At 53.1% G+C, this 18,829-nt stretch carries 18 protein-coding genes; 5 read left to right on the top strand and 13 right to left on the bottom strand.

Annotated elements, in window-relative coordinates; genetic code table 11:
• Nucleotides 1–5: 5 nt before the first annotated feature.
• The 3 genes from brnQ to phoB all read right to left on the bottom strand — a co-directional run bounded on the left by brnQ (nt 6) and on the right by phoB (nt 3,765).
• Nucleotides 6–1,325: a branched-chain amino acid transporter carrier protein BrnQ gene (gene brnQ / locus FHD02_RS14245; RefSeq protein WP_038638153.1), complete on the bottom strand. Its 1,320-nt coding sequence runs from the start codon at nt 1,323–1,325 to the stop codon at nt 6–8.
• Between the two features lie 404 nt (nt 1,326–1,729).
• Nucleotides 1,730–3,025, bottom strand: coding sequence for a phosphate regulon sensor histidine kinase PhoR (gene phoR, locus FHD02_RS14240; protein ID WP_137360384.1), 1,296 nt, complete (start codon nt 3,023–3,025; stop codon nt 1,730–1,732).
• 50 nt (nt 3,026–3,075) lie between these two features.
• Nucleotides 3,076–3,765, bottom strand: a complete 690-nt coding sequence (gene phoB, locus FHD02_RS14235) for a phosphate response regulator transcription factor PhoB (protein ID WP_003021496.1) — start codon at nt 3,763–3,765, stop codon at nt 3,076–3,078.
• Nucleotides 3,766–3,955: 190 nt separating this feature from the next.
• On the opposite strand from phoB, the gene sbcD reads away from it, so the two are divergent.
• The 3 genes from sbcD (at nt 3,956) to araJ (ending at nt 9,644) form a co-directional block, all read left to right on the top strand.
• Nucleotides 3,956–5,158, top strand: a complete 1,203-nt coding sequence (gene sbcD, locus FHD02_RS14230; RefSeq protein ID WP_137398237.1) for an exonuclease subunit SbcD — start codon at nt 3,956–3,958, stop codon at nt 5,156–5,158.
• Nucleotides 5,155–8,301, top strand: coding sequence for an exonuclease subunit SbcC (gene sbcC / locus FHD02_RS14225; RefSeq protein WP_220394010.1), 3,147 nt, complete (start codon nt 5,155–5,157; stop codon nt 8,299–8,301). The genes sbcD and sbcC overlap by 4 nt, the downstream gene beginning before the upstream one ends.
• 173 nt (nt 8,302–8,474) lie before the next feature.
• On the top strand, nt 8,475–9,644 hold the full coding sequence (gene araJ / locus FHD02_RS14220; RefSeq protein ID WP_220394031.1) for an MFS transporter AraJ: 1,170 nt from the start codon (nt 8,475–8,477) through the stop codon (nt 9,642–9,644).
• Nucleotides 9,645–9,650: 6 nt separating this feature from the next.
• Here the strand turns inward: araJ and mak are convergent, their stop codons facing one another.
• A complete protein-coding gene (gene mak, locus FHD02_RS14215; RefSeq protein WP_220394009.1) occupies nt 9,651–10,559 on the bottom strand; it encodes a fructokinase in 909 nt (302 codons plus the stop codon).
• Between the two features lie 91 nt (nt 10,560–10,650).
• Here mak and rdgC point away from each other — a divergent pair, with 91 nt between their 5' ends.
• Nucleotides 10,651–11,562: a recombination-associated protein RdgC gene (rdgC, locus tag FHD02_RS14210; protein WP_003021479.1), complete on the top strand. Its 912-nt coding sequence runs from the start codon at nt 10,651–10,653 to the stop codon at nt 11,560–11,562.
• A gap of 50 nt (nt 11,563–11,612) precedes the next feature.
• On the opposite strand, the gene ppnP is transcribed toward rdgC, so the two are convergent.
• From ppnP to FHD02_RS14185, 5 genes are all read right to left on the bottom strand, one after another.
• Complete coding sequence (gene ppnP, locus FHD02_RS14205; protein ID WP_038638136.1) at nt 11,613–11,897, bottom strand: pyrimidine/purine nucleoside phosphorylase; 285 nt, start codon at nt 11,895–11,897, stop codon at nt 11,613–11,615.
• Between the two features lie 71 nt (nt 11,898–11,968).
• Nucleotides 11,969–12,646 carry an AroM family protein gene (locus tag FHD02_RS14200; RefSeq protein ID WP_165408397.1) on the bottom strand — a complete coding sequence of 226 codons (678 nt, stop codon included), beginning with the start codon at nt 12,644–12,646 and terminating at the stop codon, nt 11,969–11,971.
• Nucleotides 12,647–12,893: 247 nt separating this feature from the next.
• Nucleotides 12,894–13,085, bottom strand: coding sequence for a protein YaiA (gene yaiA / locus FHD02_RS14195; RefSeq protein WP_042310190.1), 192 nt, complete (start codon nt 13,083–13,085; stop codon nt 12,894–12,896).
• A 26-nt stretch (nt 13,086–13,111) separates the two neighbouring features.
• Nucleotides 13,112–13,657: a shikimate kinase AroL gene (gene aroL, locus FHD02_RS14190; protein ID WP_220394008.1), complete on the bottom strand. Its 546-nt coding sequence runs from the start codon at nt 13,655–13,657 to the stop codon at nt 13,112–13,114.
• Between the two features lie 185 nt (nt 13,658–13,842).
• A complete protein-coding gene (locus FHD02_RS14185) occupies nt 13,843–14,298 on the bottom strand; it encodes a YaiI/YqxD family protein (protein ID WP_220394007.1) in 456 nt (151 codons plus the stop codon).
• 148 nt (nt 14,299–14,446) lie between these two features.
• On the opposite strand from FHD02_RS14185, the gene proC reads away from it, so the two are divergent.
• Nucleotides 14,447–15,256: a pyrroline-5-carboxylate reductase gene (gene proC / locus FHD02_RS14180; RefSeq protein ID WP_038638118.1), complete on the top strand. Its 810-nt coding sequence runs from the start codon at nt 14,447–14,449 to the stop codon at nt 15,254–15,256.
• 17 nt (nt 15,257–15,273) lie between these two features.
• Here proC and adrA read toward each other — a convergent pair whose 3' ends face one another.
• The 4 genes from adrA to FHD02_RS14160 form a co-directional block, all read right to left on the bottom strand.
• Nucleotides 15,274–16,389, bottom strand: coding sequence for a diguanylate cyclase AdrA (gene adrA, locus FHD02_RS14175; RefSeq protein ID WP_220394006.1), 1,116 nt, complete (start codon nt 16,387–16,389; stop codon nt 15,274–15,276).
• Between the two features lie 91 nt (nt 16,390–16,480).
• A complete protein-coding gene (gene psiF, locus FHD02_RS14170) occupies nt 16,481–16,801 on the bottom strand; it encodes a phosphate starvation-inducible protein PsiF (RefSeq protein ID WP_038638114.1) in 321 nt (106 codons plus the stop codon).
• A gap of 98 nt (nt 16,802–16,899) precedes the next feature.
• A complete protein-coding gene (phoA, locus tag FHD02_RS14165) occupies nt 16,900–18,315 on the bottom strand; it encodes an alkaline phosphatase (protein WP_137370931.1) in 1,416 nt (471 codons plus the stop codon).
• 102 nt (nt 18,316–18,417) lie between these two features.
• Nucleotides 18,418–18,660 (bottom strand): sigma-S stabilization anti-adapter protein IraP, encoded by a 243-nt coding sequence (locus FHD02_RS14160; protein WP_137360376.1) that lies wholly within the window; start codon nt 18,658–18,660, stop codon nt 18,418–18,420.
• Between the last annotated feature and the right edge of the window lie 169 nt (nt 18,661–18,829).

Below are 18,829 nucleotides of genomic sequence, written 5' to 3'. Positions count from 1 at the left end.
AGTGATTAGTGCGCGCTGGAGGTCACTTGTCGACCCGCGGCGCGATCCCAGATAATTGCCAGGATCACCATCACGACTGTTGGCATCAACCACGCCAGCCCTTGTTCCGCCAGCGGTAAACGCTGGGTCCAGGCCGGTAACACGTCGCCAATTGCAGAAGCTTTAATGCCATCAAGGATACCAAAAATCAGGCTGATAAACATCGCAGGTGCAATGACGCGGGAAGAATTATGCCACCATGAGCGGGTAAAACTTAATACAACCAGTGCGATACATGGCGGATAGATAGCCGTCAGCACCGGAATAGAGATCTGAATCAGATGGCTCAGCCCCAGGTTAGAGACCACCATCGAGAAACCGCCGAGGATAAATACCAGCGTACGATAAGACAGAGGAACGTACTGGGCAAAGAACTCTGCGCACGCACAGGTCAGGCCAACCGCAGTCACCAGACAGGCGATGAAAATCAGCGCCGCCAGCAGGAAGCTTCCTGCGCCACCAAAGGTGTGCTGAACATACGCATGCAGAATCGCCGCGCCGTTAGCTGACTGATCGACCAGAATCGCACTATCGGAACCCAGACGGAACAACGCAAGGTACAGCAGCGTTAAGCCCACACCCGCCATCAAACCTGCCCAAACGGTGTAACGGGTCAGCAGACGCGACTCGGTAACGCCACGCGAGCGGGCGGCGTTAACGATAACAATACCAAACACCATCGCGCCCAGCGTATCCATGGTCAGATAGCCATTTACGAAACCATTCGAAAATGCTGCGGTTTGATAGGCTTCCATCGCATTGCTGATCGGGCCTGCCGGCCAGACAATCGCGGCGACAGACAGTACTACCAGCGCGAGAATTTTCAGCGGAGCAAGGAAGTTGCCGACGGTATCCAGCAGTTTGCCCGGATACAGCGACACCAGAATAACAATCGCAAAATAGACCACGCTGTAGATGAACAGCGGCAGCGCGGAATCACCGGTCAGCGGCGCAATCCCGACTTCGAAAGAGACCGTTGCGGTACGCGGCGTCGCAAACAATGGACCAACCGCCAGATAGCAAACGGTAGCCAGCAGCAACCCAGCAACCTTACCGATAGGCGTACTCAGGCTGTCCACACCGCCACCGACTTTCGCCAGCGCGACAACGGTAAGTACCGGCAAACCAACGGCGGTAATCAAAAAGCCAAAAGCCGCAGTCCAGACGTGTTCGCCTGCCTGCAAACCAACCATTGGGGGGAAGATGATGTTACCTGCACCAACGAACAGTGCAAATGTCATAAATCCCAAAGCGATAATATCGCGCGATTTTAACTGATGGGTCATAAAGTCTTACAGCCTGTGGATGTGGTGTTGAAAACAATAAATTTTTGCCTTTCCCTGGGGGACAATACAGCGGCATTTTTACTCAATTCCAGCGGGAAACACTCCCGACCTGGCGCGGCGAAGAATAGTTTTTCGATTTACCGCGTAAATGCAGTCGGTATGACAGCATCTGGAGCGCAATTTAAACGCTTATAACGTTTTAAAGCAAGGTGGGATCCAAAAACCAGAACAATATAGCGATATGAAAATTCGAGTCAGCACAAAACACCATTTCATGGAAAAAGGTATGGATAATAGTTCGAACAAAAAACAATCAAACGTCGCAAAATTCAGGATGTAACTATTGACCACATAAAAAAACCAGCTCGCGCTGGCTTTTGGAAAGATTATCTTACGAATACGGGTTAATCGTTACTTTTGGTCATTAAACGTTCCGGGATGACGAAACTAAATCGCGTCCCTTTGCCCGGCATACTTTCGATATTCAGGCGGCTATCGTGATGTTGCAAAGCATGTTTCACGATAGCCAGACCCAGTCCACTCCCGCCCGTTTGTCGGGATCGCGCTTTGTCCACACGATAGAAGCGTTCGGTCAAACGAGGAATATGCTCCGCAGCAATACCTGGCCCATTGTCCTCGACGCTAAATTCCGCCCCGGTGGCAATATGCTGCCAGCGCACGGTGATGTGCGTACCCGCGGGGGTATGATTCACCGCGTTATACACAAGATTCGAAATAGCGCTACGCAGTTGATCCTCATTTCCACGCACGCTCAGGCGGCTATCAATATCAAAAGTAAACGTATGATTATTCTGACTCAGCGTTTGCGCCTCGTGTTCAACCACGCGCAGCATCATCGGCACGTCCACCTTCTCATTGAGCAGCAGCGCTGGCGCGGCCTCTATTTTCGACAGCGTCAGCAACTGCTTCACCAGCCCTTCCATGCGGTACGTTTGCTCACGCATGGTATGCAGCGCTTTTTCGCGCGTCGTTCCTTCCAGTGGATGCTCCTGCATCATTTCCAGGTAACCTTGTAGCACCGTCAGCGGCGTACGCAACTCATGGCTGGCGTTGGCAAAAAAGTTACGCCGCGAACCTTCCAGTTGGTGCATCTGGGTAACATCGCGCGCGACCATCAGCAATTGCTTATCGGTATAGGGCATCACGCGAATTTCCAGATGCCGCCCGGTATTGAGCACCAGATTGATTGGCCGACTAAAATCACGCGTTTTCAGATATTGCGTGAATTCCGGGTAGCGCAGCAGGTTAAGAATATTTTGCCCGCTATCGTCCGGCCAGCGCAGTCCCAGAACCTGCTGGGCCAGGCCGTTACACCAGAAAATGCCGCCCTCTTCAGTCGTCAACACCACCGCATCGGGTAGCGATTCCGCCCCACTGCGAAAACGTTTAATCAGATTACCCAGTTCCCGGCGGCGCTTTTTGTTGCGCAGCTGCATTTGGTGCAGCCCGTACAGCAACGGCTCCCAACTTCCGCGCCCCGGCGGCGGAGTCATGCTTCTGTCGACCCATAACCACCAGGACAAGCGTAATAAATTCCAGAAATGCCAGACAAGCAGGCCGGTTACCGACGCCAGCAAAAACCAGGGCAGATAACCAAAAAAAGCGCTAAGGATAAACGCCGGAATGCAGCAGAGGATCAGCTCCAGTACCAGCCTTTTCCATGACAATCGTTCTAGCAAACGTCTTACTCCATTAACAGCCTAATCCATCAGGCCTATATTCATGTCAGTCAGAAGCGGGTCGAAAAACGATATCCCGTCCCACGAACCGTCTGCACCATACGATCGTGTCCACTGTGCTCCAGCGCTTTACGCAAGCGGCGGATATGCACATCCACTGTCCGGTCTTCCACGTACACATTGGTACCCCAGACATGATTGAGTAATTGCTCACGACTATAGACGCGTTCAGGGTGGGTCATAAAGAAGTGCAACAGTTTGAATTCTGTCGGCCCCATATCCAATGGATCCTCGCCGGTCATCACGCGATGCGAGGTTGGGTCAAGGCTCAGCCCCTGCATCTCAATAACCTCTTCCACCGCCATAGGGGAAATACGACGCAGAACCGCTTTAATACGCGCCACCAGCTCCTTGGGAGAAAACGGCTTAGTAATATAATCATCCGCACCCGTTTCCAGACCCCGGACGCGATCTTCCTCTTCTCCCCTTGCCGTCAGCATCATGACGGGAATATCCCGCGTCATCGCTTCGCGCTTGAGATGTTTAATAAACTGTAGGCCCGAGCCGCCGGGTAGCATCCAGTCAAGCAGGACGAGATCCGGCCAGGGTTCATTGAGTTGGTTCACAGCACTGTCATAGTCTTCGGCTTCTACGGGTTGAAAACCATTTTGCTCGAGCACGAAGCAGACCATTTCACGAATTGGAGCTTCATCTTCTACGACCAGAATACGTCTCGCCATGATTTGCCCTGTTTATAATTAAATCGTTTGCCATCAATACGGTGCCATTATGCGTCAGTTTTATGACAGATTTATGAAAAGATAGTCCAGGTTTAACGCAGCCCCGCGAATTATGACAGCCCTAAAACAAGATATTACCGTCCTTGCAGGGTTATAATCCCCGCCACTGTTTTATCGTCATGGAACTCTTATGCGCATCCTTCACACGTCTGACTGGCATCTGGGCCAAAATTTCTACAGCAAGAGCCGTGCCGCTGAACACCAGGCCTTTCTCGACTGGCTGCTGGAAACGGCACAATCCCAGCAGGTGGATGCCATTATTGTGGCGGGCGATATTTTCGATACCGGCTCACCGCCAAGCTATGCCCGTGAGCTGTATAACCGTTTTGTCGTTAATCTGCAGCAAACCGGCTGTCATCTGGTGGTGCTGGCAGGTAACCATGACTCCGTCGCCACGCTCAACGAATCCCGCGATATTCTGGCGTTTCTCAACACCACAGTGATCGCCAGCGCAGGCCATACGCCGCAGGTACTGTCGCAACGCGACGGCACGCCGGGTGCGATCCTGTGTCCGGTTCCTTTTTTACGCCCGCGCGACATCATTACCAGCCAGGCAGGGCTGACCGGACAAGAGAAACAGCAGCATTTGCTATCAGCTATTACCGACTATTATCAGCAGCAATATCAGGACGCCTGTACGCTGCGTGGCAACCAAAATCTACCCATCATTGCGACCGGGCATCTGACCACCGTTGGCGCCAGTAAAAGTGACGCCGTACGTGACATTTATATTGGTACGCTGGACGCCTTTCCGGCGCAAAACTTTCCACCAGCCGATTACATCGCGCTGGGACATATTCACCGGGCGCAGGTTATCGGCGGGACCGAGCATATTCGCTACTGCGGTTCACCAATTGCGCTCAGTTTTGACGAGTGCGGCAAAAGCAAATGCGTCCATCTGGTGAGTTTCGAAAACGGCAAGCTGAGCGCTGTTGAGCACCTCACCGTACCGGTCACCCAGCCGCTGGCGGTGCTGAAAGGTGATTTAGCCGCGATAACCGCCCAACTTGAACAGTGGCGCGGTATGCAGCAGGAACCGCCAGTCTGGTTAGATATCGAAATCACCACCGATGACTATCTGCACAACATGCAGCGTAAGATTCAGGCATTAACCGAAGATTTACCGGTAGAGGTGTTATTGGTGCGCCGTAGCCGGGAACAGCGGGAACGTATTATGGCGAATGAACGACGTGAAACGCTAAGCGAGCTGAGCGTGACGGACGTTTTTGACCGCCGCCTGGCGCTGGAAGAACTCGAAGAACCGCAACGCGAGCGCCTGAATCAGCTGTTTAGCACCACCTTACACACGCTTGCCGGGGAGACCGAAGCATGAAAATTCTCAGCCTGCGTTTGAAAAACCTCAATTCTCTGAAAGGAGAATGGAAAATCGATTTCACGGCTGAGCCCTTTGCCAGCAATGGGCTGTTCGCCATCACGGGTCCAACGGGCGCGGGAAAAACCACCCTGCTGGACGCCATTTGTCTCGCGCTGTATCACGAAACGCCGCGGCTCAATACCGTGTCGCAGTCGCAAAACGATCTGATGACCCGCGACACCGCCGAGTGTCTGGCCGAGGTCGAGTTCGAGGTCCGGGGCGAAGCCTATCGCGCATTCTGGAGCCAGAACCGCGCGCGCAATCAGCCTGAAGGCAATCTACAGGCTCCACGCGTAGAACTTGCCCGCTGCGCCGACGGTAAAATTCTTGCCGATAAAGTCAAAGACAAGCTGGAAATGACCGCCGAACTTACCGGGCTGGATTACGGTCGTTTCACCCGTTCGATGCTGCTGTCTCAGGGGCAATTTGCCGCATTTCTCAATGCCAAACCGAAAGAGCGTGCCGAACTGCTGGAAGAGCTGACGGGGACTGAGATCTACGGCCAAATTTCCGCTATGGTGTTTGAAAAACATAAAGCAGCGCGTACGGAGCTGGAAAAACTGCAAGCGCAGGCCAGCGGCGTGACTCTGCTCGCTGCGGAGCAGGTGCAGTCCCTGACAGAGAGTTTGCAGGTACTTACTGACGAGGAAAAACAATACCTTGCCAGCCAGCAGACTCAGCAACAGCATCTCAACTGGCTCATGCGGCAAAATGAGCTACAGGCAGAAATCAACCGTCACCAACAGGCGTTACAGGCCGCTAAACAAGCGCAGGAAGACGCACAGCCACAGCTGGCGGCGCTGAGTCTGGCGCAACCGGCCAGAGCGTTACGCCCACACTGGGAGCGAATCCAGGAACAAACGGCTACGATAGCGCGTACGCGGCAGAAGATTCAGGAAGTGAATGCTCGCTTACAAAGCAGCTTAGCGCTGCGCGGGCGCATCCGTCAGCAGGCGCACACGCAATCGACCGCGATACTCGCCGAACAACAGACGTTAATCGACTGGCTGAACGAACATGACCGCTTCCGCTCGTGGGGCAGCGAACTGGCTGGATGGAAGGCCCTGCTGGCGCAACAGTCCGACGCTAACGTCCAGCTACGCCAGTGGCAGCAATTACGGGAAAACGACACGCGTAAACTGGATGCGTTGGCGCTTCCCACGCTGACTCTTTCGCCGCAGGAAGTGACAGAAGCGCTGGCGCAACATGTGCAGCGCCGTCCGTTACGCCAGCGTCTGAGCAATCTGCACGGGCAAATCGCCCCGAAGCAAAAGCAGCTGGCGCAGTTACGCGCCACGCTTGTGCAGCGTCAGCAAGAGCTGGCTCAGCGCAACGCGGTACTTGCCGAAAAACGTCAGCGCTATAAAGATAAAAATCAGCAACTTGCCGATGTGAGGATCATTTGCGAGCAGGAAGTCCGCATCAAAGATCTGGAAAGCCATCGGGCATTACTGGAATCCGGCAAACCTTGTCCGCTTTGTGGCTCTACTACACATCCGGCTATCGAGCGTTACCAGACGCTTGAGCTGAGCGTAAATCAGGCACGACGTGAAGCGCTGGAAAAAGAGGTCAAAACGCTGGCCGATGAGGGTTCAACCCTGCGCGGTCAGCTTGAGGCAATAACCCAGCAACTTCAGCGGGATGAACGAGAAGCACAGACGCTTTCTCAGGAGGAGCAAGCACTTACTCAAGAGTGGCTGACTGTTACCGCCAGCCTCAACGTATCGCTACAACCGCAGGATGACATTGCCCCGTGGCTTGCCGCCCAGGAAGAACACGAACAACAGCTTCACCAGTTAAGCTTGCGTCATACCCTGCAGGCGCAAATCACGGCGCATACCGAGCAGATTACCCAGCTCCAGCAGCAAATTGACCAGCGCCAGGCGGCGTTAACCGCCGAGCTGGCCCGCCATGGACTGTCCCTTCCTGCTGCAGATGACGCTAATTCGTGGCTGAGCGAGCGGGCGAGAGAAGCGCAAATGTGGCAGCAGCGCCAGAACGAACTCACCGAGTTACAGGCGCAGATAGCTCAGCTCACGCCGTTGCTGGAAACGCTGCCTGAGAGCGATACACTTTCTACAGGTACTGAGAGTCTGTCGCTGGAAAACTGGCGACAGGTCCATGACGATTGCCTGTCTTTACAGGGCCAGTGGCAAACCTTGCAACAGCAGGAGACGCAGGACGTACAGCGCGCCGCAGAAATTCAGGCACAGTTTGATGCCGCATTGCAGGCCAGCATCTTTGCCGATCGTGACGCCTTTGTTGCCGCCCTGCTGGATGAAGAGACCTTTAGCCGTCTGGAGCAGTTAAAACAATCGCTGGAAAACCAGCAACAGCAGGCACAAACGCTGCTTAATCAGGCTCAGCAGGCGCTGGCGAGCCATCACCAGCAGTTGCCAACCGGGGTGGATCTCACGCTCACAACCCAACATCTTCGCGACGCGCTGGCGCAGCTCACCCAGCAGCTACGGGAAAATACCACTCGCCAGGGTGAAATTCGCCAGCAGCTCAAACAGGATGCTGAACATCGTCAGCAGCAACAGGCGCTGATGCAGGAGATTGAAAAGGTCACGCAGCAGGTTGATGACTGGGGCTATCTGAATGCGTTGATCGGCTCGAAAGAGGGAGATAAATTCCGCAAGTTTGCCCAGGGGCTGACGCTGGATAACCTGGTGTGGCTTGCCAACAACCAACTCACTCGTCTGCATGGTCGCTATCTGTTACAGCGTAAGGCCAGCGAAGCGCTGGAGCTGGAAGTGGTTGATACCTGGCAGGCCGATGCCGTGCGCGACACGCGTACGCTTTCCGGCGGCGAGAGTTTCCTCGTGAGTCTGGCGCTGGCGCTGGCGTTATCCGATCTGGTCAGCCACAAAACGCGAATTGACTCTCTGTTCCTCGATGAAGGTTTCGGCACGCTGGACAGCGAAACGCTGGATACCGCGCTGGACGCGCTCGATGCGCTGAACGCCACCGGCAAAACCATTGGAGTGATCAGCCACGTTGAAGCGATGAAAGAACGTATTCCGGTGCAGATCAAGGTTAAAAAAATCAACGGTCTGGGGTACAGCAAACTCGACAAAATATTTGCAGTTGATGCCTGATAGCTTCACAGGCCGGATCGGCGCCATCCGGCACGAATATGTAGCACAATATTGCATACTCAAAGACGGATATGAAATGGCATTCCACTTCGCTTATCCGCAAGCTATCTCTGTTGGCGGCGAACGTTCGCCGCTATGACGCACATCCGGCGTCTTTCTTGTTGGCAGGTGGTATGAAAAAAGTCATTTTCTCTTTAGCCCTGGGGACATTTGGGCTGGGCATGGCAGAGTTCGGCATCATGGGAGTACTCACCGAGCTGGCGCGGGACGTGGGCATTTCTATCCCGGCCGCGGGTCATATGATTTCGTTTTACGCCTTTGGCGTGGTGCTGGGCGCGCCGATTATTGCGCTCTTTTCCAGCCGCTTTTCGTTAAAACATATTCTGCTGTTTTTGGTCACGCTATGCGTGATTGGCAATGCCATCTTCACCCTCTCCTCCTCGTATTTTATGCTGGCGGTGGGCAGGCTGGTTTCCGGCTTCCCGCACGGCGCATTTTTTGGCGTTGGGGCAATTATTCTGTCGAAACTGGCACGACCAGGAAAAGTCACCGCCGCCGTCGCGGGCATGGTTTCAGGGATGACCGTTGCCAATCTGATTGGCATTCCCGTCGGTACCTGGCTGAGCCAGGAATTTAGCTGGCGCTATACGTTCCTGCTGATTGCCGTCTTTAATATCGCCGTTATTGTCTCGATAGCTTTTTGGGTGCCCAACATCAGCGATGAAGCGAAAGGGAATCTGCGCGAACAATTTCACTTTTTGAAAAGCCCCGCCCCGTGGCTGATCTTTTCCGCCACCATGTTTGGCAACGCCGGGGTTTTCGCCTGGTTCAGCTACGTTAAGCCGTACATGATGTACATCTCCGGTTTTTCCGAAACGCTGATGACCTTCATCATGATGCTGGTGGGATTGGGGATGGTATTAGGGAATCTGTTGAGCGGTCGGCTATCTGGCCGCTATACGCCGCTGCGCATTGCGGTAATAACCGACTTCATCATTGTGCTGGTTCTGCTGCTGCTTTTTGTCTTTGGCGGTATCAAAGCCGCATCGCTGACCTTCGCCTTTATTTGCTGCGCGGGCCTGTTTGCTCTGTCGGCACCGCTGCAAATTTTGCTGCTGCAAAATGCTAAAGGAGGTGAGCTACTGGGCGCGGCAGGCGGGCAAATTGCCTTTAACCTCGGTAGCGCAATTGGCGCCTGGTGCGGCGGTATGATGCTGACGCTGGGCTTTGCCTACAACTATGTGACGCTGCCGGCTGCGCTGCTGTCTTTCTCCGCCATGTCATCGCTGCTGATTTACGGTTACCTGAAGCGCGGCGTGCAACAAGTTGCACCCGCGACGTAAAACAGATTACGCCTGCGGCCACAGCCAGGCCGCACCGCGTACACCGCTGGAATCCCCGTGTAGCGCCTTGCGTAGAGGCGTTTCGCATTCGCCGCCAAAGACAAACTGCTTCATCAATGTTGGAACGTTTTGATATAGCCTATCGACATTACTCATTCCCCCACCCAGTACAATGACGTCCGGATCGAGAATATTCACCACATGTGCCAGTGATTTCGCCAGACGACGCTCATAGCGGCTCAACGCCTGCTCCGCAAGAGCATCCTGCGCAGAAACAAGGCTGATAATTTCATTGCCTTTGAGCTGCTTACCGCTCAGACGCTGGTAGTCGGTGGCAAAGCCGGTCCCGGAAATGAAGGTTTCAATGCAGCCTTGCTTGCCGCAATAGCAGGGTACTTCCCGGCGATAACGCAGCTCATCTTCGTCCATCCACGGCAGCGGATTATGCCCCCACTCGCCCGCGGTACCGTTGCCACCCGTGTGCGCCCGACCATTCAGCGCTACACCCGCGCCGCATCCGGTGCCAATAATTACCGCAAACACGGTTTGCGCCCCTGCCGCTGCGCCATCCACCGCTTCAGAAACCGCCAGACAATTGGCATCATTCGCCAGGCGCACTTCACGGTTCAAACGCATACTGAAGTCTTTATCAAAGGGTTGCCCGTTAAGCCAGGTCGAGTTGGCATTCTTTACCACCCCGGTGTAAGGCGAGATTGAACCTGGAATGCCCATTCCCACGGTTCCCGTCTGCCCGGTGGCGTTTTCCGCCATCTCCACCAGCGTGGCGATGGTTTCTATCGTTTGCCGATAATCATCACGCGGCGTGGGTAGGCGATGGCGAAAAAGCTGTTCGCCCGCATCGCCAAGCGCAATAACTTCCGTTTTCGTACCGCCCAAATCGATACCTATACGCACTGTTTGCTCCTCTTCCCGATTAACAATGCAAGCATAGCGACAATTCGCTATCATGCCCGCTGGATTTAACGACAAGGCCGTGGAAATTATCATGCTGTGGTTCAAAAATTTAATGGTTTACCGTCTTAGCCGCGATGTTTCTTTGCGTGCCGAAGAGATGGAAAAACAGCTGGCATCAATGACGTTCACTCCCTGCGGTAGCCAGGATATGGCAAAAATGGGCTGGGTTCCGCCGATGGGATCGCACAGCGATGCATTAACGCATACCGCCAATGGCCAAATTATTATCTGTGCCCGCAAAGAAGAAAAAATTCTGCCGTCGCCGGTTATCAAACAGGCGCTGGAAGCCAAAATATTCAAACTGGAAGCTGAGCAAGGTCGTAAGCTTAAGAAGACCGAAAAAGACTCGCTGAAAGATGAAGTTCTGCACTCATTGCTGCCGCGCGCTTTTAGCCGCTTCAGCCAAACGATGATGTGGATCGACACCGTTAACGATCTGATCATGGTTGATTGTGCGAGCGCGAAGAAAGCGGAAGATACGCTGGCGCTGCTGCGTAAGAGCCTCGGCTCGCTGCCGGTCGTTCCGCTGACGATGGAAAACCCGATTGAGCTGACGCTGACCGAATGGGTTCGCTCCGGTACAACGGCACAGGGCTTCCAGTTGCTGGATGAAGCCGAACTGAAAGCGATCCTTGAAGACGGCGGCGTGATCCGCGCGAAAAAACAGGATCTGGTCTGCGACGAAATCGCCGTACATATCGAAGCGGGCAAACTGGTCACCAAGCTGGCGCTCGACTGGCAGCAGCGCATTCAGTTCGTGATGTGCGACGACGGCTCGATTAAGCGTCTGAAGTTTAGCGACGAGTTGCGCGATCAAAACGAAGATATCGACCGCGAGGACTACGCTCAGCGTTTTGATGCCGATTTCATCCTGATGACGGGGGAACTGGCGGCGCTGATTAAAAGTCTGGTGGAAGGATTAGGCGGCGAAGCACAACGTTAAACCGTGTTTACCGAATGGCGGCTCAATGTCGCCATTCGTCATTTTTACGCTTACAGGTAGCGACAAAGATAGGATGTTGGCTCTGCCACCTGCAGATGAAACTCGCTACTGCCTGGTACGTTAAACACGTCCCCTGCGGCATAGACTTTCCACTCAGTTTCCCCCGGCAACAGCACGTTAAGTGCGCCGCTGACGACAGTCATCTCTTCAGGCGCCGCAGTACCAAAGGTGTATTCACCTTCGGCCATCACGCCAACACTGGCACGGCCAGTACTGCTGCTGGTAAAACCGATGGATTTTACTTTGCCGGAAAAGTATTCATTACTTTGAAGCATACAACTGGCCCTATCTTGTGATTAAGTTAACAACCAATATAGGGGGCTGGCGTTCCACCTGTCACGCAAAATTACGCGAGCAATTCCGAAGCCAGTCGGGCGATCAGCACATTGGACAGCAGAACCGGGACATCCAGCGATTTTTGCAGTAAATCGCGATGACGTTGATTAAAGCCCAGACAATCCAGCATGATCACATCTGCACCTTGCTCAAGCAATTCTTTACCGGCATCAATCAGTTGTTGTTCGGAACCGTGAATCGGATTCGCCACGGCATACACTGGCGGCGTTTGTAACACCTGCCATTTTTGCGTCTGGGCTTTGAGCAATTCCGTGACGGGGACAATAACCCCAACCTGATGCCCTTCCACAATCGAGGCGACCAGCGGAGGAATGATACGTAAAGGTTCCAGCAGCATACTCTTGCGGGCGGTCAGGCGGGCAATTGAGGCCGTACTCATCAGCAGGATCACGTCAAAGCCCTTATTGTCGAGCACTTCAACAATACCCTGCAGTGAGCGTTCCACTTTCTGGCGCGAAACATGGGCAAGCTGATGGTCGCTGAGCAGCGTTAAGAGCGGCTCGTCACCGGGAGAGACCCCGTACTCGGCCATCACATCCTCTCGCCGCATCTGTCCCAGCAGACTGTGGTGAGTAATGTGCTGCTCATCAATATATTCCGTCAGGAGCGGTAACACCTCACTCATCGGCACCACGCCAATCGTGAGGATAGCCAACGACGTACCCATTTTTTGCTCCACCGTCTTCTTACTTTGCTGTGAATTCCCGAATCATTGCCGGGCGCTGACCTGTGCTACAAACGCTCAAAAGCGTAGCAGCAGATCGGCGGTCTATTTTGTAAAGATTCCAAATCATTCCAGTACTGTATTGTTATTGTTTAATTTTCGATTTTTACTGTATATGGCGATATTTAAAAAAATGTGATGTACGCCCGTTCTGGGCCTTTTCAGACACCTGCCCGGGCGGTATCCGACATCAGGTTTTGTCGGGATCCTCATAGCGCTTTTTAGCATCCATGGCTTCCTGAGCGGAAGGATGCTCACTGATCAACGAATTCGGTTCCGGGTGATCGGCGCGAAGTTGATACCAGGTTACCGTCTGGCCTGGCGTCCCCTTTTCAACCGTTACAATGGTCGCCTGACGCGGATAAGGTGGTTTTGTCGGCATAGCTCTTCCTTTTGTCTGAATGAGCTTTAAGTATAGACACCACCCTGTAACCGTGGCGCTGCCTGCGACAGTATCCCAAGAATGTCGTCCACCACCTGCGAAGGCGGATTGGTCGCATCAATAATATAATGCGCGGCCTCACGGTACAGAACATCGCGCTGGGCAAGCACTTCCTCTACTTCTTCGGTCAACGGCTTGCCGGTTAAGGTTGGGCGCAACCCCTCTTCAGGTGTGGCCTCCAGGCGATCTACCAGTACCGATACTGGCGCGCTTAAATAGATAACCACGCCGTGGCTACGCATGTAGTGACGATTAAATTCGGTCAGAATGATACCGCCACCGGTCGCGACAACCGTTGTCGGAGCCGTGACGGCCTGCAGAGCGGCCGTTTCCTGGGCACGAAACCCTTTCCATCCTTCTCTTTCGACAATTTCCGCCACGGTCATCTGTACGTGCGATTGCAACCAGCGATCGGTATCAATAAACTGGTAATCGATAGCTTTCGCCAGCGCCATACCGGTTGTCGTTTTACCACACCCCCGGGGGCCAACAAGAAAAAGAGGTTGCGTCATCACAGAATTTCCCCAGAGAGCCGCCGACAAGCGGGATCTGATGCTATTAAAGATATAATCATATCATCAAACTAGTACACCACCAAAACGTAAAGAAAAAATTACAGAAAGAGTGATGTCGTCAATTAAACCCTACTATAACAAGAATTCACAGGGATGAAAGTGTAAAAAATAAATTACAGGTGTTATTTTCTGCGCTGAACTTCCAGCCACCACTTATCCAGCTCAACCGCAAAATGCTGCCGGTCGCGGGGAGAAAGGCTATCTGGTCCCCCGGTCTGGATGCCGCTGGCACGTATCGTATCCATAAAATCACGCATCATCAGACGTTCGCGGATCGTCGCTTCGGTATAACGTTCGCCGCGTGGATTAAGCGCTGCTGCCCCTTTTTCAATGGCTTCAGCAGCCAGTGGAATATCCGCCGTTATCACTAAATCACCGGCGCTACATTGTCGCACAATCTCGTTATCAGCGACGTCAAACCCGGCGGGAACGCGTAATGTACGAATAAAACGCGAAGACGGGACGCGCAAACTCTGGTTCGCCACCAGAATAAGCGGCATCTGCATGCGCTCAGAGGCGCGGTATAAAATTTCTTTAATCACGTTCGGACACGCGTCGGCATCCACCCATATTGTCATAATCTCTCCCCACTCGTGTGTAATCGCGCATTGTCTCGTGCTTTTACTTGCAGGCAAAGTGCTGTTTCTCCTTCTGCACATATTCATTCCGCGCTAAGCTTAGCTTTCCCAGGTAAAACAATGAATATCACGCATAGGGAGTGACAAGATGGACAAAAAAATTGGTTTTATCGGCTGCGGTAATATGGGCAAAGCAATTCTTGGCGGCATGATCGCCAGCGGCCAGGTTCTCCCGGGACAAATCTGGGTCTATACCCCTTCCCCTGATAAGGTCGCTGCGTTGCACGACCAGTACGGTATTAATGCAGCGCAGTCTGCGCAAGAAGTTGCCCAAATCGCCGACATTGTTTTTGGGGCCGTAAAACCAGGCATCATGATTAAGGTGCTGAGTGAAATCACCTCCAGCCTGAACAAAGACTCTCTGGTTGTCTCGATTGCCGCTGGCGTTACCCTCGATCAGCTCGCCCGCGCACTGGGTCATGACCGCAAAATCATTCGCGCAATGCCAAATACCCCGTCACTGGTTAATGCCGGAATGACCTCCGTCACGCCGAACGCCTTAGTAACGCCGGAAGATACGGCCGACGTACTGAATATCTTCCGCTGCTTTGGCGAAGCCGAAGTGATTGCAGAATCGATGATTCACCCGGTGGTCGGCGTCAGCGGTTCTGCACCGGCCTATGTCTTTATGTTTATCGAAGCGATGGCGGATGCTGCCGTTCAGGGGGGGATGCCCCGTGCGCAGGCTTATAAATTCGCAGCGCAAGCGGTAATGGGCTCGGCAAAAATGGTGTTGGAAACGGGTAAACATCCAGGGGAACTGAAGGATATGGTGTGCTCGCCAGGCGGAACCACTATCGAAGCGGTGCGTGTCCTGGAAGAACGTGGTTTCCGTTCATCAGTGATTGAAGCGATGGTTAAGTGCATGGAACAGTCAGAAAAACTCAGCCGATCCTGAGTTAATATCACCGGACGTCAGGCCGCCGCTTCAGTGCGGTTACGTCCGGAATTCTTTGCTTTGTAAAGCGCCATATCTGCGGATTTTAACCATTCCCGATAATGCTCAGTTTCAGAAGTCAGCGGCGCTACGCCAACGCTAATACGCAAGGCAACCTGCGGAGCGCAGGATAAACGCAACTGACTAAGTCGTTCATGCACGCGCGACATGGCCGCAATTGCGCTGGTTGCCGGCGTGCCGCACATAATCACCGCAAACTCATCACCACCAAAGCGCCCGATCATATCGCTGCCGCGTAAAGTCATCTGCAGCTGACGGGTCAGCGCGACAATGGCCTCATCCCCGACGTCATGACCCCAGGTATCATTGATGCTCTTAAAATGGTCGATATCAATAATAAGCAACGTGGCGTCACGCTGGTAGCGGCGGCAATTATCAAATTCATTACGTAGCAACAGCTCCCAGTGACGTCGGTTATAAACGCCGGTCATCCCATCTCGCGTACTCATCACCTGTAAGCGGCGTTTATGTTCCGCCAGCTTGATGACCGTCTGATAGCTGACCCAGGCAAACAGCAGCGGATATATCACCAGTACCGGCAGTGATAACACCACGCTCAGTTGACCGCTGCTAACAGCGACGGGAATATCGGTTAACTGTAACGTCACCAGACATGACACCGCCATCAACACGACGCCCGCGAGGAATACTCGCATTCCCCCAGCGCCCATCAGGTTGATGCAAGTAATCATGAGCAGCGCCGTCGACGGCAACAGGTTTGCCCCCATAATTCCCAGCCACATCCCGGCGAGGATGGCATCGGCTTTTAAATTGGTAAATTCACTATGCAGAGGATCGTCTGCTTTACTTGCCAACTGCCAGGCCAGATGTGGCCAGACGAATGCCCATCCCACCAGCAACAGCCACCAGCCTCCGGTAATGGGCTGGGAAACTAATACCGACGCGATAGGGAAAAACATTCCCCCCAATCCCACCGCTCGCGGCAGCCTGATCCGTCGGGCAAATCGCAGACCGGAACGTTGGTGGTCGTTTTGATGAAGTGATATAAACGCTTCATCCGCGACGACCTTCTTTTGGAAAAAGTTTTCATCATTCATCGTATTTGGGAACATTCTGAAACAAATTTCCCAAATTATAGGTAGGGGTCTGCTGGCGGGAGTATGAAATTTCGGGTGAGCGTTTTTACCTGCTCACCCGTAAGTGCTACGCAGCTTTTTTCAGGCAAGCGCTCATAAACTTGTTACGATCATCGCCTTTCAGTGACTGCTCCGTCGCCTTGACGTTGCATTCACGCATCTTCTGCTGCTGTGGGGTTAAACTCTTTTCCTCAGGCGCAGATTTGCTGTTTTTCAGGCAATCACTCATATACGTCTTTCGCGCATCCCCTTTTAAAGCCTGCGCCGTTGCCTGCTGATTGCAGGTGGTCATACGCTGTTGTTGCGGGGTTAACGTCTTCTCGGCAGCACCGACGGTAGTTAAAAAAACCAGTCCAAAGAGCAGCGTCATTAATAATGTAATTTTCATAGCACCATCCTTTTCTGAACGACGACACACAGGTAAGTTTGGCTGCTAACAATAAAAATACCACCCGGCGGCAAAACTATTGTCACCGGGGGGCAGGGTTACTTCAGACCTAACGCCGCTTTCATAGTGTAAAACAGGTCAGTTTGATCGGTCAGGCCGACTACATTCGCCGCATGCGGGCCATAAGCGGCGATGCGCAACTGGCTACCGGTGTGCTCCTGAGATTCCTCTTCAGAATTGCCGTAGCTGATGACCATCACCGCGCCATCTTTGGTGTTCAACGCCTGAGTCAGACCAGGCGCTTTGGTATCAGGTGCGACAATCTGGCTGGCATGTGCGTGGTCAGCGGTTACCACCACCAGGGTGTTGCCATCTTGCTTCGCAAAGGCAAGCGCACGCTGCACCGCTTCGTCCAGATCAACCGTTTCGCCAATCTGTCCACACGGGTTGGCGGCGTGATCCTGTTTATCGATGGATGCTCCTTCCACTTGCAGGAAGAAACCTTTCTCATTTTTGCTTAATAGCTCAATCGCTTTATCCGTCATCTGCGCCAGCGTCGGCACGGTGTCATCACGCTTTGGATTTGGCGTACAGGTCACCACCGGTTTATCCAGATTGCCATGATAGGACGCTTTCGGACCTTCCCAGCGCACCGGCATATTGCCGTCGGAGAACAGACCCAGCAACGGCTTATCCTGGTTAGCTTCGGTAATTGCTGCCAGCGTCTCGGCATCACTTACTATCTGATAACCGCGCGCCTGGGCTTGTTCACGCAACGTTTTACCCTGCCACTCCCCTGCCGCAGCGGTTTCAGCAAACGTTTTTGCCCCACCGCCCAACGTGACGTCAGGTCGGGCATTCAGCAACTGTTCTGTAATTGACCCTTTGCCGCCTTTTTCCAGCGCATTGGTTGGGCATTTTTCATGGGTCACGCCTGGACCATAGCACTTACGTGAAGTCACATGCGCAACCAGCGCCGCTGGGGTAGCATCCTGCAATTCAGCGGTAGAAACGTTGCCCGTCGCCAGACCTGCCGCTTTTGCCATTTCCAAAATTGTTGCATGATCTTTTTCATGGATATCAACGCCCAGGGCACCATTATAAGTTTTAACCCCGGTGGTCCATGCCGTCGCTGAGGCCGCAGAGTCCGTCACATAATCCGGCTTGCCCGTTTTCTTATTTAACGCATAGTGCGTGTATTGCCCGGTCAACGGTAAAGCATCAATACCTTTAAAAAAACCGCCCGCGCCTTCGGCATAATTTCGTGCGGCCGTTATTTCTGAATCACCCATGCCATCGCCAATCAATAAAATTATATTTTTAGCAGGCTTATCGTTCAGAGATTCACGCAGCGCTGCCGTTTGATCGGCTGACAATCGGCGGGCACCGCCTGGCGTGGTGATATCACCCTGAGCGGCACGATTATCCATAACCGCTACGGTAGATGTTTCTGCATTAATAATCGGGGTAAACAGCAAAGGTAACAGGGCAATCGCGAGTGCGCTTTGTTTCACTTTATTTTCTCCATGTATAAATACGGTAAAATTAAAACAAAGCGACTATAAGTATTTGATGTGACACTTTTATGATAATTTGTGGGCGCACCCTCGGATTACTCAAAACGCTTTTGGCACGCTCTCGCCAGCGTTATGGAGGGTCGTCATAAACGTTGGCACACGGTTTACGCCTGCCAGAGCACCTTCAATTTGACGCAGCACTATTTGCCGCTCGCTCCACGCCATATTGCGCAGCATTTCGGTGATGACCTGCTCTAACGTTTCGACCTGCGCCGCCAGGTTTTGTGACTCTTCTTCTTTTTGGGCGAGCTTAAGCAACAACTCAGTGACGAGATTTTTCATTTGCGTATTCCCTTAACAAAATATAAGCCACGTTAACATTAAGGCTCACTACTGCCTAAATAGCTGCGCGGAATAGTAGATCACTGAAAGGGAACTCAGCCCGGATTGTGCGATCTGATCAATCGCCAAACCAACCAAAATCACCAACCGGACTGAGCGATGCCGATCA

Origin of the sequence: Citrobacter sp. EC_71, assembly GCF_019584005.1 — a bacterium.
In the GTDB taxonomy this organism is placed as follows: domain Bacteria; phylum Pseudomonadota; class Gammaproteobacteria; order Enterobacterales; family Enterobacteriaceae; genus Citrobacter; species Citrobacter werkmanii.
Note: the sequence above shows the minus strand (reverse complement) of the source record. Positions and strands in the feature narration are given on the sequence as shown.